The following is a 14835-nucleotide window of genomic DNA, read 5'->3' as shown; positions in this document are numbered from 1 at the left end:
TATTTTGAAGAATCCACAAACACATATTATCAAAAGTCAGGAATATGAAATCACTATAGGCGATGCTTCAAAAGGATATGTATATCAATCGCGAATCAGTCAATTACAAGATCATAAAGTAAGAATCTTGTTGCAAAAAATTATGGATCAATATGATACCTCAGAGTTTTTGGATCAATTTGAGTCAGTTACCTTAGACTTAGGTACAGTTTCTGCAACTAATTTTGAACAAGAGCTTCTTTTTAAAATAGAAGAAGCTTTTTCTGATTTCTTCAAAAATAATATTCATGATAACGGATCGCTTAAAGTAGGAAAACGCAAACAAATTTATAATAAGAAACTTCAACAAATTGAATTCTTTTTAACACATGGATATTTGCAGTGGGATACCTCTTTCTCTCAAACACCGTCTGAGTTATTGATGTCCCTGCTTCAAAACAATACCAAAGAACTTGTTACACTGCTCAAAAAACAAGGTAAAAAAGAAGCGGTACGTAAGCGTTTAATTCATCAATTAGAAGACTCATCTCTCGAAAAAATAGTTGTTTCGGTAGTGGGTAAAGAAGGAGAGTATATTAATAACTATAGACAGGATATTACAAAATACCAAGATCATTATACCCTTGTACATATTGCACAATCTGATTTTAGAAATGCTTTATGGGAAATCCTGCTTACGTATATATTTATAGAAACAGGAAGCTATTTTAATCAGAAAAGCTTTTTGAAATATAGTATCAACAAAATTGCATTAAAATATAGATCAACATACAAGAGTCTTTTAAGTACCTTAAAAAAAGGAATTGCCATTAATTTGAATACATATATTTCACCTAGTATTCAAAAAGTAATCAACGCGCTGTATGAAGAACAAGAACAACAAACGCAAAGTATTTTTACTGAACTAGATTACAAGTCAGAAACTTCTTTTTTTACATCATTTATGTACTACTTACAAAATGGTTCTTTGCCAGTTACCAGTACATTGTCTTCTTATGAATTGATGTATACATTGCTAAACCAGAAATTGAGTCTTACTTCAGACGAATTTTATACATTTTTTAATGAACATATAGAGAGTGACATCAATATTGACAGGATTGTAAAACTTCTACCCAATCAAACTTTGAATCTGCTGGTATCCAAAAATCCTAATCGTATTTTTAAGAGATTAAATACAATACTCCTTAGATTATTTGAAATTGTTAATCAACATCAGCTCTCATCTACAACATTAGAAAATTTAAAACACAAATCAGGAACTATTCTTTTGTATACTTATTATAATGTAAACAAAGGCAGTACAAATGCAATACTAGAATTTCTTTTTCAGGTGATCCGTTATACAGCCATTGATAAAGGTTTTTTGACCATATTACGACTATTAGAAAATGATAAAGAAGTCAAAGAAAATAGTAGCATTCAACTTTTTGTTGAGGAATTAAAACCTATAGTTTCTAAACCAAAAAAAACTTCGCAAAGCGATAAAACGGCTGTGTTTTTAGAGCAATCTCAACAACTATACAAATCCTACAGATGTAAAAATCAAGATACATTACAACACTATCAAGAAAAATTACAACAAGCAAAGTACAAAGATGAAGCCTTGCAATTGGTTTTTATTCTTATAGATATCTATTCTAAAGGAAATATTAGGGCAGTGCAAGATATTACAGAATGGGTATCTACAAGGACAGAAGAACTGATATCCAAAGGCAAACCTGTACTCACAATTCTAGCAGAGATGCTAAAAATTGTAAAAGACCTTACCATTGATAATGAAGTATATGTTGCGATACAAGAAGTGTTGATACAATATGAAACAACAAAAGATATAAAAATTTCTTCATCAACATTAGAAGAATTGATTAGGCTTTTGAAAGCAGAATTCTATATTGATTCTCAAGAAGATGTATATGAAAGAATAAACGCGATATTAAATGATTTTTCAAAAAATCATAACATCAATCGTACACTTTTACAACAACACTTACAGAGAGAACTTACAAAAACAAATCATTCTGTAGTTTTAGAAAAGATCATAAATGAAATAAATAATAGAAAAAATAATCTAAAGGATACCGTTACTTTACAACATCAAGCAGATATTGTTCAATATTTTTTAGAGAAAGGCCTTTTGCCCTGGTGGGCAAAAAACACATCTTCAAAAGATTTGATGCGCTATGCAAAAGAAGTGATTTCAAAATTTGGAGATCAGTTTATTGTTTGGTTTACAACATCAAAACATCAGGAATCAATAGTTCGCTATATGGATGATGATACTTATCAAATATTTATAAAACAAATACATCCAAAACTGGCAACACCTGTTTTAGAAATTAAAGACATTCTTGATGCAATCATATATCATGAGATCTCAGGTATCAAAAGCGTACCTTCAAAGTATAAAAAGAATAGCAACCATTTATTGATAAAATATCTATTAGCAAATCAAAACCCTGTGCTGGTAGATACCATAAAATACCTTATTCATCAGATAGTTTCGACCGTACAACTAACTGCAAATGATCTCTATATACTGATACAACAAAAAATAGCACAACAAACCTCTATCTCTGATGCTGTAGAACAATTACAACTGTGGGTAAACTCGCAATTAGACACACTAGAGGCATTTGATACAGCGATTGAAGAAGCATTAAAAGACCAGGAAAACTGGAAAGAGGCTTTCACTTTTTCTTCATCCAAACAGAGTATGGCAATACTTACATCGATACATGCAAAAGAACCAGAACTGTTACGATCATATCTTAGAAAAGATACATTTAGAAAAAAGCTAATCAAAAAGTTGAGTGTAAAAGCACAAATAGAATTTGTTCAATTGTTTTTTGATCCCTCTCAACATTCAGATTTCGAAACCATCATTCATATTTTTAGTCAAATTCAAAGACAAGTTACAACAGTTCAATATCAAATGATGTGGAATGCATTTATGGCATCTGTATTTTTAAAAATAACAATAGATGCCCCTCTTACATGGTTACGTAAAGACTGGATTCACATTTTTATTCAATTGTTAATCAATACATTAGATCGTCAATCTCTGGCAAAACTACAAACCTCTCTTATCGATACTACTTCTGATCCATTTAAAAATGTTGCAGATCAGTTACAGGAACATCTAAAACAAAAGAGAGACAAAAAAGATTTTATTCCACTTGATGTTAAAGAAGAAGAATCGGGAGAACCTATTTATATAACGAATGCAGGTATGGTACTACTGGGACCATTTATCCCAATGTTATTTGAGAGACTACAGCTTATTGATAATCAAAAATTTAAAGATGAGAGTTGTATGCACAAGGCAGTTCATATGTTACAATATGCAATAACAGGTCAAGAAAAACAAGAAGAGCAATTTTTGACACTCAATAAAATTATCTGCGGAATGCCCATTCATGAACCTGTTGCTTGTGATATTGTAATCACAGCAGAAGAAAAAGCACTTGTCGAAAGCCTATTGAACGCTGTGATTACCAATTGGAGTATTATAGGAAAAACATCAATAGCAGGTTTGAGAGAAACTTTTTTATGTAGAGAAGGAAAAATTGATGTTAAAGAGAATGCTTACGTGCTCACTGTAGAACAGAAAACATTTGATATGTTATTAGATCAAATTCCATGGAGTATCGGGATGGTAAAATTTAGCTGGATGCAAAAAATATTAGAAGTGATATGGAGACAATAATGACCAATACAGTACATAAGCAATTGTTAGCAAATGATATCTCTTGGCTAGAATCTATTATTGAGACAGCTCTTGCTTTGTATTTTAAAAATGATAGTAAGTACCAAACCATAACAGACATACATCCTATACAACCACATGATCATGATACATCAGCATATACTCGAGTGGTTAGGAAATATGATCTGTCGTTTCAAGAGCGATTAATGCTTATACTAGCATTAATGCCTCATGTAAAACCACAAGGGTTAGATCTGTTTTTAATTAAAAACAAGAATTTGGATCGTGAATTTTCTGAATTCGGTGGTGTTAAGGATGAAAAATATAATGGTTTTGTCCCTACACTAGAAACTGTATGTTTTCTTTTGGGAGGAGCAGATATGCTAGAAAAACGTCTGGACTTTATGAAAACGATACACAAGAATCATATTCTGTATCGTGAAGGGATTCTGTACGCAGAAAACTATCCTGTTCAGCTTCAGGAACGGTTACAGCTTTCTGAAGAATATTTGAGTATGATTATTACAGGAGAAAAATATACACCTAGTTACAGTTCTAAATTTCCTGCTCGACAAATTACTACTAAACTAGAATGGAACGATCTCATTTTAGAAAAACATGTCAAAGAGCAGCTTCTTGAAATTTTACAATGGTTACAACATAGTAATCTTATACTGGATCAGTGGGAGATGGATAAAACATTAAAATCGGGGTATAGAGTATTGTTTTATGGTGCGCCGGGTACAGGAAAAACACTGGCAGCGACATTGTTGGGCAAAGCTACAGATCAACCTGTATTTCGAGTGGACCTTTCTATGATTGTTTCTAAATATATAGGAGAGACCGAAAAAAATCTTGGAAGACTCTTTGATATCGCAGAGTCAAAAGATTGGATTTTATTTTTTGATGAAGCTGATGCCTTATTTAGTAAAAGAACACAAACAAATAGTTCTAATGATAGACATGCTAATCAAGAAGTAGCATATCTACTACAAAGAATAGAAGAATTTGATGGGTTGGTAATTCTTGCTACAAATTTACAAACCAATATAGATGAAGCATTTTTGAGACGTTTTCAGAGTACAGTTAATTTCCCGAAACCAAAATATAAAGAACGCAAATTATTATGGAAACATCTTGTAGGAGATGTTTTTGAAATTGAAGAAGGAAATGAAGAAATAATAGATGCTATTGCAAAAAAATATGAGCTGTCCGGAGGAGAAATGATCAATGTAGTACGCTATTGTGCGATACAAGCAGCAAATAGAGGAGAGAAAAAAATTAGTGCCTCTAATATTATGACAGGGATCAAACGCGAATATCATAAATCAAATAAAACGTTTAATTAAAATCAAATAATTATGGCAAATCAAGTATGTAACGAAGCTACAATCTCATGTACTTTTGGATCAGCAACATCAAGTTTAGTTGTTTTACCTACAAATGAAGTAAATGCAGATAGCCAACCTGCGGCAACGGTCAATGATTATATTCCGCTAGTTAATATTATGTCATTTGGCGAGTGTTCATCAGAATCAAATCCAGAAGTAGCTTCTGCAACAAGTGCCGCACAAGGCGTATTGACTCCTATGCCTTGCGTACCCGTAACTACAACTCCCTGGTCACCGGGCATGTCTGATATTTTAATCAATAGTATGAATGCGTTAGATGATAGTAGTACCTGTAATTGTGAATGGGCAGGGGTGATTTCTGTTTCAAATGCTGGAGAAGAAGATGTAGTAGATTCCTAATGAGATACAATGACCAAAACCTTTAAGGTTTTCTAAAAATAGATAATGTATTACATGAAAAAAATACAAACTCTTTTATCAAAAATATTAGACAATCCTTTTGTAAACCTATTAGTTTCTATAGGGTTAATTTCTATTGGAATAGAAGAACTGTATGACAAAGGTTATGCAGAATTAAATTTACACTGGAAACATGGGATTAGTATCTACGGAATATTTTTGTGTATAGAAGCTCTTTTCAAAATTATAAAAGGTACTAACAAAATATATCAGCATGGTAAGCGAATTAGAAATAAGTGATTTGCTCGATAATCAAGGTTTAATTACTTTGTAGACTTGATCCAAAGTAGGTCGACTTATAAAACATAACTAGGATTAGAATTACTCTTCATCAGCCATAGCGTAACCACTACCCCAAGGAGCAGTTCCTCCATTTTGTACTTTTGTTAAGGTTTTAGAGCCCCATTTGAACTTTTTATCAGGCTCTACAATTTCCAGGTTTTTATCAATCGCACTAGCAGCGCCATTTTTAATTCCTGCTACCAAATCGTATACCTTACCTGCAACAGATATCCATTGATGATTATCAAACTTTATACGATGACCATTATAATTGGCGTCATTATACTTGATAATATTTGTTTTTGCTCCTTTTATAATAGAATTGGATTGACGATCAGGAGTTAAAAATGGGGTTTCGTGAGTATGATTTTTTATTACTGCACTTTTATCTCTAGATGCCAGACCGGCTTGGATTAGTATTCCCATAGCAGAATTAACAGCATGGCACATACCTTTTGTGTCTCCTTTAATGATGCCATCTACAGAACTTCCTACAGGTATGTACTCTAATTTTCCTAACATATTATCATAGATTTTATCTGCAATTGCCTTTACAGTAGTAAGACCTTCGATACCATTCATATATTTGTGACTATAAGCAACATCTTCTCTAAAACCGTACACTCCAACTTTTGTTTCTTGACCAAAAAATACCCATGAAGCAGGGTTTTGTATACTAGCATTATCGTTACCTCTACCCAAAGCAGGTTGCAAGCGAAATATACCATGTTTTGTGTTTTTAGGAAATACCAGTATTTTGGTTTTATCAGGAGATACATCAACATCAGCTATAATAGCATTCTCAAAAAACTCTTTAGGTTTTCCTACTAGAAAATCAGTACTTGGCTTGAGATTATCAATTTTCAATTTATCCATTGATCCTCCTGGCTCCCAGTAGCAATCCACTTCTCCAGCACCTTTTACGTCTAGTTTTTTTGTCTTTTTTTGAATTACGTATGATGAAGAGGTAGATGCGGTGGTATTCTTTTTTGTTTGTGTAACAACTGTATGACTAAGTGCTTTGGCTCCCATTATGTCAGCTTCCTTCTCCAAACTATCATCATCATTGATATTAACTTTACCTTTCATTTGCATTGTCGGCTGTACTCTACCTTGTTTTTGTTGTACAACATGCCAGGCTTCATGAGGTAGATGCTTTTCCTGGCCGGGTGCAATATGAATCTCATTACCTTGTGCATATGCATGTGCTTGTAATTGAGCAGGTTTATCAGAATTGTAATGTACTCGAGTATCACTAATATCAACACCGGATAAACTTTCTATACCTGTTTTCAATTGATCGGGTAATCCTGTTTCATTTTTACTTTTGTTAGTATCATCTGCTTCCTTTTTTTGAAGAGGAGAAGAGTATAGGGTATCAATTTTAGCTTTTTGTAACGTTGTCCTTTCGCTTTGCTCAATGGCATGATTTGTCTCTGTTACTCTATCGTTGTGTGCCCTGTTATCTTTGAATTGTAATGCTTGACCTACTGGTTTATGATTGGGTAAACGGTTTTCGTCTTTGTGTTGCTTGTATAATGTAAACATGTCATTGGTTAATTAGATTTTACAAATTACTTAAATTTTTAAGAACATACAATTGATCTAGGTGATCGACTAATGGAATGTTAGTATTATAATTCTATAATGTTAAAAAAACACTAAGTGTTTAAGAGTATTTTAACTCTAAAAAAGTAGATATTACTAGGCATTTATAAGATATGTTTCCTATTTAAATGCTTACTTTAGCTGATTAATAACCAACATATTAGATATACGCATTTATATGAAAAGTATTGATGTAAAAAAAATAGTTACATCCTTCATATTTTTGTTTTCTATTTTACTAAGCGCACAGAAAACTTCAGATGAAGCTTTAAATACGGCTTTAGACTCTATGATGTCTAATCCAAATTACTCTTATGCCCTTTTTTCTAAAATTTCAAAAAATAAGCAAAAGAGTTACATTGTTAGAGCAGAGGCCGAACTTGGATTAGCAAGATATTTTAACTCTATAGGGATTGCTGATTCTTCAATGTATTATGCCAGAAAATCTTTGATCCATTTAAGAAGTAAAAAACACCTTGCTACTGCATACAGAGTACTTGGGTCTTCATACAGGAGAAAGGGAAAAATGAAGAATGCAAGACAGTTACTTTTTAGAAGTTTGGAAATATCAGAAGAAATCAAATTCAAAGAGATGATTTCTAAAGTAAAATCAGATCTTGGGATTTTATATATTAATGAAAAAGATTTTGAGAAAGGGTTACAATTCTTAAAAGAAAGTATAGCAATAGCAGAGAATGGTCAGGCAGTTTATGGAAATTATGTCAATATCGGTAATATTTATTTTTACAAAGGAGACTTCGATAATGCAGAAAAGTACTATACAAAAGCATTTGAGCTTATGCCCAAACAAAAAGATCCGAAAGTATCGGCAACAATTGCTTTAAACTTAGGTTCGGTCTTATTCGAAAATTCGAAATATAAAAAAGCTTCTGACTATTATCAAAAAAGCAAACAAATAGCAGATATGCATGGCCTCAAAGATAAAAGCTTAAACGCTTCTATACATCAGGCAATGGTTTTAGATGCAATAGGAAATGAAGAAGATGCTATTGGTATTTTAGAAGCGGCACGCATTCCTGCTGAAAAAAATCACAATCTTGAAATACAAAAAACTATTAATGAGAATCTTGCTAATATTTATAGTAAAATTGGTAATCATCAATCTGCAAATATTTCCCTAAAACGTTTATATACATTAAAAGATTCAATACGATATAAACAGAAACAAAAAGAGATTGTAGAATTAGAAGTCAAGTATGAGACTGCCAGGAAACAAAAAGAAATAGATCTCTTAAAAATTAAAACTGCGAATAAAGATCTAGAGTTAAAAAATCAGCAAAAAGCCTATTCTCAAATAGCACTAGAACAGGCTCTTGAAAATGAGAAGAAAACTAATGAAATCCTTGTATTGAAGAATACAAAACAACAAAGAGAAAATGAGATTTTAACGCTTAAAGAAGAACAACTCCTTAAAAATGAAGAAATAAAAAGAGAAAGACTTTTAAAGAGGTCTTTTATCATCGGTTTTCTCATTATTTTATTACCTATTATGGCTTTACTATTTGTTTACTACCAAAAACTACAGATAAAAAATGAAGTCAATATGCAGCGTGAGGAGATCAATAAACAAAAAATAGATGCATTTCTAAAAGAACAAGAATTAAAGTTGGCAAATACCTATGTTTTTGCTCAAAATGAAGAAAGAAGTCGAATTGCCAGAGAACTTCATGACTATATAGGAGGTAATCTGGCAAGTCTGAAGTTACAAATAGAAAATACTCATGAAAATGACTCCTTGCAAGAATCAGTTTTAGAACAACTAGATGATATCTATGAGCAAGTTAGAGAGATATCGCATAACCTAATTCCGAAGAAGATTTGCGATACTTTATATACCAACTACATTGATAATTATATAGAAAGTTTAAAAAAAGCAAAAAAACCAGAGATTGTTTTTATTCCCCATCCCAAAAATAAAGTGAATCGTATGGCAGACCATTTAAAGGTTGAAATATTTAAAATTATTCAAGAACTTCTTACCAATGCTTTGAAATATGCAAAGGCAGGAATAATTGAAATTTGTCTCAATGTGTATGACCGTGATATAGAAATTATTTTTGAAGATAATGGAATTGGTTTTGATAAAGAACAAAGCGCAAATGGGATAGGATTAAGTAATATACAACAACGTCTCAATCAACTTCAAGCAAAAATGGATATCGATTCTATGATCAATAGAGGAACAGCTATACGGATTAAAATACCTAACTAAAATTATGACGACAACAAAATACAAACTCATTGTTGCAGATGATCATAAAATGTTTTTAGATGGTTTATTAAGTATTTTACTTCATGAATCTGATTACGAAATTATTTTTACAGCAAATGATGGTAAAGATGTTCAGAAATATTTAAAAATAAATGCAGAAGAGAAAATAGACCTTGCTATACTTGATATTAATATGCCAAATGTATGTGGAGTAGTCCTTAATGAATATATAAAAAAGAACCATCCTACAATAAAAACATTGATTGTTAGCATGCTTGCTGATCCAAAAAAAATTTCACAGCTAATGAAACAAGGCTTAGATGGATATGTGCCCAAAAATGCTAAAAAATCAGAATTATTATTAGCCATAGAAACTATTTTGAAAGGCGAAAAGTATTTTTCAAATAGTATAAAAGAAGCATATTCAGAGAGTATTTTTAATCAAAATAAAGAAACAGAAATACGCTTGACCAAACGAGAAAAAGAAATCTTACAACTTATTGCAAAAGAGTATACCACTATAGAGATAGCAGAGAAACTTTTTTTAAGTAAATACACAATAGAAGGTTATAGAGCAAGTCTAATCTCTAAATTAAAAGTGAAAAATGTTGTAGGCCTAGTCAAATATGCATTCAAATTCGGATTAGTAGAGTAATTAAATAACTATAAAGAAGCCCCAACAAGAACACCAACACCAACACCGCCAATACCGATTAATATTTTTTCAAAAATGCTTTTTCGTTGCTGTTTTTTTACACTTTTTTCAATAAGATCTAGACTATTAGTTGCTTTTTCTAGATTAGTAATTGTATGATCTAGTGCTTTTTGGGTATTTACTAATGTGGTTTCCGTTTTTTGATATATAGCAGTGTCAAGACTATCGTTTTTATCAAGATTTGCTTTTAATTCAACCTCTAACTCTATATTACGTTGCAATGTGGCAGTATAGTTTTCGAGCAATGCATTGGTCATATCATTTTTTTTACCAACAGCTTTATAAAAATTCCTTAACGCTTCATAAGATTTACGATTTACCAGATATACGTGCGGAGTCCGAAAAACATAAAGACTGTCTTTTTTTACCAATAAAGGTTTCCCTAAACGATTTGCATAAGATTCTGGAATCTCAATAATATCTAATGAATCTTTTTCTTGACTATATGTAGAAGAAATGATAAAGATAAACGCAATAAAAAAGTATATATTTTTCATGAAAATAGAGATTTTGTGTGATAAATGTTTAGTTTCTAAAGCCCAAAAAGACTATCTAATAACGATCTATTGGTATTTAATTCTATTGTGATGTCAGAAATACTGTCTTTAATTCCTTGCAAAGATTCCCAATCCTTTGCATTTTTTCGTTTGAAATGTAATAGAAGAGAATCTCGTTCTCCCTTGATAATATTTTTCTGAAGATTCATTTTATTTAAGTCTTCCATAGAAAGCTTAAGATTGGCCTTAGTTTTAGCCAAAGTATCTTTTGAAAGCTCTAGTTGTTGTCGTGTCTTTTCCAACTCAGATTTGATAAATTTCCATTGAGAGCCAGAGTCAAAAATCATATAGCCAATTATGATCAAAAATAAAAGAGCTACAATTTGAAGAATGTTACTAATATTTATGCCTTTCATTAATTCAATTTTGTGTATTGTCTGAAGTAGAAATCTATCTCGAGTTGGTTGATTTACTTACTATGGTAAATGTAAGTATTTTATTTTTTTAAAATGAGGGGAATATCCCTGTAATGCTTGTAAGTAAATACTTATTTAAAAATTCATAAAAAATAACTCAAAATAGTTTGACTTTGGAGTGTAATTGTTAGTTTGTTGTTTTTCAGTATAGTATAAAAATAATCATCTTAAACTTTTGATAAGAATTTTTTTTGCATTTCATCTTTGTCGTATTTAGTTGTACATTAGTCCCATACCTCAAAATTTAAAATTATGACAGAATTTTGGTTTTATGTAAAACTTGGCTTTAGTCATGTATTAGATTGGCATGCATATGACCATATTTTATTTCTTATTGTTCTTACTGTAGGATATACATTTGATAACTGGAAAAAAGTATTAATCTTAGTTACGCTTTTTACAATAGGGCATATGTTATCCTTGGTTTTAGCGACTTACAATGTGATATCGGTAAATTCCAGATTGGTAGAATTCTTGATTCCCGTAACTATTATGGTTACTGCGGTATTTAATATACTAACTGCAAAAAACACTTCAAAGAGTAGTAAGGCAGGAGTTTTGTATGGCACAACAATATTTTTTGGTTTAATACATGGACTCGGTTTTTCAGGATATTTTAGAACGATAAGTAGTAATGTAAGTTCTAAAATCTTACCTCTATTAGAATTTGCCTTAGGTATAGAAGCTGCTCAAATTGTGGTTGTTTTCATAGTCCTTATTCTTGGGTTTATTGGACAATCTATTTTACGATTTGCCAAACGAGATTGGGTGCTTATTATCTCTTCGATTGTAGTAGGATTAGTCATTCCTATGTTGATTGCCAACAAAATTTGGTAAATAAAAGTTTATGAAGTTGTATTTGCCACATCGTAATAATATATTCGTATTTTGAGTGTTATCAATACAACGATTAGTAATCTACCCTATGCTTGATAAAAAACAATTAAAGTATGACAAAGCTTACCTAAGGATCGCAAGAGAGTGGGGGAAATTATCGCACTGCGAACGCAAAAAAGTTGGTGCGGTTATTGTTAAGGATAGAATGATAATATCAGATGGATTTAATGGTACCCCAACGGGATTTGAAAATCCATGTGAAGATGAAGAAGGATATACTAAGTGGTATGTGTTACATGCAGAAGCAAATGCAATTTTAAAAGTTGCATCGTCTACTCAATCCTGTAAAGGAGCAACCTTATATATAACATTATCACCTTGTAAAGAATGTAGCAAATTGATTCATCAAGCAGGAATTAAACGTATAGTGTATCAATTTGATTATAAAGATAATTCAGGTTTACAATTTTTAGAAAAAGCTGGAGTAGAGATAGAACAGATTATGGATTTAGAAGAATAAATGGGATATTCAAAAAAATACTTGCCTTTATTTTTAGGTTTAGCCTTGGGTGCAGGAGTCTTTTTAGGAAGCAAACTTGATTTTAATGATCCTTCTGCTAAGCTTTTTTCTTATAATGCAAAAAAAGAGAAACTCAATAGGCTTATAGATTATATTGATTATGAGTATGTTGATGAGATCAATACAGATAGTATCGTAGAAGTAACAGTAAATAGAATTTTAGAAAATTTAGATCCACATTCTGTTTACATCTCACCAGAAGAACTAGAAGGTATTACAGAAAGTATGCAAGGAGATTTTATCGGTATAGGAGTAAGTTATTACCCCTATAGGGATACGATTTCTGTAATCAATACTATAAAAGGAGGGCCAAGTGAAAAATCCGGTATCAAAGCAGGTGATAGAATTTTGATGGCAGATAGAGATACTCTCTTTGGAGCAAATCTGGTTAGAGAAGGATTAGCAAATAAATTAAAAGGAGAACTCAATAGTCAGGTACAACTCAAGGTATATAGAAAAGGAAAAGGAGTTTTTGATGTAATGGTAAAAAGAGGGCGTGTTCCACTTCAAAGTGTAGATGCTTCTTATTTATTGACTGATGAACTTGGATATATAAAAGTAAATCGATTTGCAGAGACTACCTACAAAGAATTCAAAACAGCATTAGATGATTTGATAGATGAAGGTGTAACTGATTTAGTCATAGATCTTCGAGACAATGGAGGAGGATTTATAGCACCGGCGTTAAAAATGGCAGACGAATTCCTAGAAGATGATGTGCTGATTATGTTTACTAAAAATAAAAAAGGAGCGATCGAGGAAAATTATGCCACTCGTAAGGGAAGTTTTGAAAAAGGCAAAGTATATGTATTGATTAATGAGAATTCTGCTTCTGCCAGTGAGATTTTTGCAGGCGCCATTCAAGATAATGATAGAGGTATAATTGTAGGAAGACGTTCTTATGGCAAAGGATTAGTACAAAGAGAAATGTCTCTGGGAGATGGTAGTGCTATACGACTTACAATCTCGAGATATTATACTCCTACAGGGCGCTCAATACAAAAACCATATGGTAATGGGAATAAACAATATTTTAACGAATATTTAGAGCGATATAAGAATGGAGAATTGCAAAATGCAGATAGCATTCAGGTTGCAGATTCTTTAAAGTTTAAAACCCCAAAAGGAAAAATTGTTTATGGAGGAGGAGGTATTATACCTGATATTTTTGTAAGTAAGGATACGACCCGAATAGGAGAGACGCTTGATTACATGCTTCGCTCAGGAAGAATGGGAGGGTACATCTTTGAAGAATTAGATAAAAATCGTATGTATTATAATGGGTTGTCAGAAGAAAGTTTCCAGCAAGAAGTTAATGTTGATGATACTTTTGCAGAAGGGTTTCTTAAATACGCAAGAAGAAGAGGTATTGAAATTGAATTGAAAAATTACCGAGAACAACTCAAAAAATATCTTAAAGCGACTATGGCACAACAGTTATTTGGAACAGATGTTTTTGAAAAAATTATAAATAAAGATGATGCGATGATTAATAAAGTGGTATCAATTTCTGAAGAAAAAGAGTAAAACTTTGATCTGTAAATCTATATGTCTGAATTAGAAGAATATTTAATTGCAATAGCGATTTGCTCACCACTCTTTCTCTTTATTATTGCTGTTGGATTTAAGCTGTTAGATAATAGTGCTTCAATTTTTTTAAGGCACGATATTCTTGTTGATACTTCTTATGTATCTGGTGATACGATACGTAAATACATCAGAGAAACTCAAGACGAAAAACTCAAAAACAGCTTAAAACGATCATTAGTATTTAGAAAATTACACAACTTCTTTATGATCTTGATGGTAATCTCTATTCCGCCTGTTATTATCGCTTGTTTTTTTGTTTTTTAGACCGGTTGCGGAATGAGTCTCAATATTATTTGCGATTGCTCTTTTTTTGGATTGTTCTTGATACTAGTAAAATCGACATTAGTACGATTACACATAGCGAAGCAAATATACTGATCAGAGCTGTTTTGCTGTTACCGATCAATAAATTTTCAAAATCAAGATGAGTAATATTGTAAATGATGAGTCCTGCTGCCAGAGCAATCAAAATATATATAAAGTATTTCATTCTTTAG

14 protein-coding genes are annotated in these 14835 nt (G+C 31.6%); 10 read left to right on the top strand and 4 right to left on the bottom strand.

The window, feature by feature from the left end:
- Positions 1-4: 4 nt before the first annotated feature.
- From FHK87_RS13135 to FHK87_RS13120, 4 genes are read left to right on the top strand one after another with little or no spacing between them, the layout of a single operon-like run.
- The gene (locus FHK87_RS13135) at positions 5-3709 is read left to right on the top strand and encodes a contractile injection system tape measure protein (RefSeq protein ID WP_140593654.1); all 3705 of its coding nucleotides are present in this window, start codon (positions 5-7) and stop codon (positions 3707-3709) included.
- Positions 3697-5058 (top strand): ATP-binding protein, encoded by a 1362-nt coding sequence (locus FHK87_RS13130; protein ID WP_140593651.1) that lies wholly within the window; start codon positions 3697-3699, stop codon positions 5056-5058. The genes FHK87_RS13135 and FHK87_RS13130 overlap by 13 nt, the downstream gene beginning before the upstream one ends.
- Before the next feature lie 12 nt (positions 5059-5070).
- Positions 5071-5460 carry a DUF4280 domain-containing protein gene (locus FHK87_RS13125; RefSeq protein ID WP_140593648.1) on the top strand — a complete coding sequence of 130 codons (390 nt, stop codon included), beginning with the start codon at positions 5071-5073 and terminating at the stop codon, positions 5458-5460.
- Between the two features lie 54 nt (positions 5461-5514).
- Positions 5515-5760, top strand: a complete 246-nt coding sequence (locus FHK87_RS13120; RefSeq protein WP_140593645.1) for a hypothetical protein — start codon at positions 5515-5517, stop codon at positions 5758-5760.
- A gap of 81 nt (positions 5761-5841) precedes the next feature.
- Here FHK87_RS13120 and FHK87_RS13115 read toward each other — a convergent pair whose 3' ends face one another.
- Positions 5842-7350, bottom strand: coding sequence for an eCIS core domain-containing protein (locus tag FHK87_RS13115; RefSeq protein ID WP_140593642.1), 1509 nt, complete (start codon positions 7348-7350; stop codon positions 5842-5844).
- Positions 7351-7588: 238 nt separating this feature from the next.
- On the opposite strand from FHK87_RS13115, the gene FHK87_RS13110 reads away from it, so the two are divergent.
- Together FHK87_RS13110 and FHK87_RS13105 are read left to right on the top strand one after the other, a co-directional pair.
- Positions 7589-9643, top strand: coding sequence for a tetratricopeptide repeat-containing sensor histidine kinase (locus FHK87_RS13110; protein ID WP_140593640.1), 2055 nt, complete (start codon positions 7589-7591; stop codon positions 9641-9643).
- 4 nt (positions 9644-9647) lie between these two features.
- Entirely contained in the window at positions 9648-10298 is a 651-nt protein-coding gene (locus FHK87_RS13105) for a response regulator (RefSeq protein WP_140593637.1), read from the top strand.
- A gap of 8 nt (positions 10299-10306) precedes the next feature.
- Here the strand turns inward: FHK87_RS13105 and FHK87_RS13100 are convergent, their stop codons facing one another.
- Both FHK87_RS13100 and FHK87_RS13095 read right to left on the bottom strand, forming a co-directional pair.
- On the bottom strand, positions 10307-10855 hold the full coding sequence (locus FHK87_RS13100; RefSeq protein WP_140593635.1) for a hypothetical protein: 549 nt from the start codon (positions 10853-10855) through the stop codon (positions 10307-10309).
- 35 nt (positions 10856-10890) lie between these two features.
- A complete protein-coding gene (locus FHK87_RS13095; RefSeq protein ID WP_140593632.1) occupies positions 10891-11271 on the bottom strand; it encodes a hypothetical protein in 381 nt (126 codons plus the stop codon).
- 312 nt (positions 11272-11583) lie between these two features.
- Here FHK87_RS13095 and FHK87_RS13090 point away from each other — a divergent pair, with 312 nt between their 5' ends.
- The 4 genes from FHK87_RS13090 to FHK87_RS13075 all read left to right on the top strand — a co-directional run bounded on the left by FHK87_RS13090 (position 11584) and on the right by FHK87_RS13075 (position 14602).
- Positions 11584-12168 carry a HupE/UreJ family protein gene (locus FHK87_RS13090; protein ID WP_140593630.1) on the top strand — a complete coding sequence of 195 codons (585 nt, stop codon included), beginning with the start codon at positions 11584-11586 and terminating at the stop codon, positions 12166-12168.
- An 88-nt stretch (positions 12169-12256) separates the two neighbouring features.
- Positions 12257-12688 (top strand): deoxycytidylate deaminase, encoded by a 432-nt coding sequence (locus FHK87_RS13085; protein ID WP_140593627.1) that lies wholly within the window; start codon positions 12257-12259, stop codon positions 12686-12688.
- A complete protein-coding gene (locus FHK87_RS13080) occupies positions 12689-14275 on the top strand; it encodes a S41 family peptidase (RefSeq protein ID WP_140593625.1) in 1587 nt (528 codons plus the stop codon).
- Between the two features lie 21 nt (positions 14276-14296).
- Entirely contained in the window at positions 14297-14602 is a 306-nt protein-coding gene (locus FHK87_RS13075) for a hypothetical protein (protein WP_140593622.1), read from the top strand.
- Between the two features lie 25 nt (positions 14603-14627).
- Here FHK87_RS13075 and FHK87_RS13070 read toward each other — a convergent pair whose 3' ends face one another.
- Positions 14628-14828: a hypothetical protein gene (locus FHK87_RS13070; RefSeq protein ID WP_140593619.1), complete on the bottom strand. Its 201-nt coding sequence runs from the start codon at positions 14826-14828 to the stop codon at positions 14628-14630.
- Positions 14829-14835: the final 7 nt, after the last annotated feature.

The sequence above is a fragment of the Aquimarina algicola genome (assembly GCF_006443095.1).
In the GTDB taxonomy this organism is placed as follows: domain Bacteria; phylum Bacteroidota; class Bacteroidia; order Flavobacteriales; family Flavobacteriaceae; genus Aquimarina; species Aquimarina algicola.
Note: the sequence above shows the minus strand (reverse complement) of the source record. Positions and strands in the feature narration are given on the sequence as shown.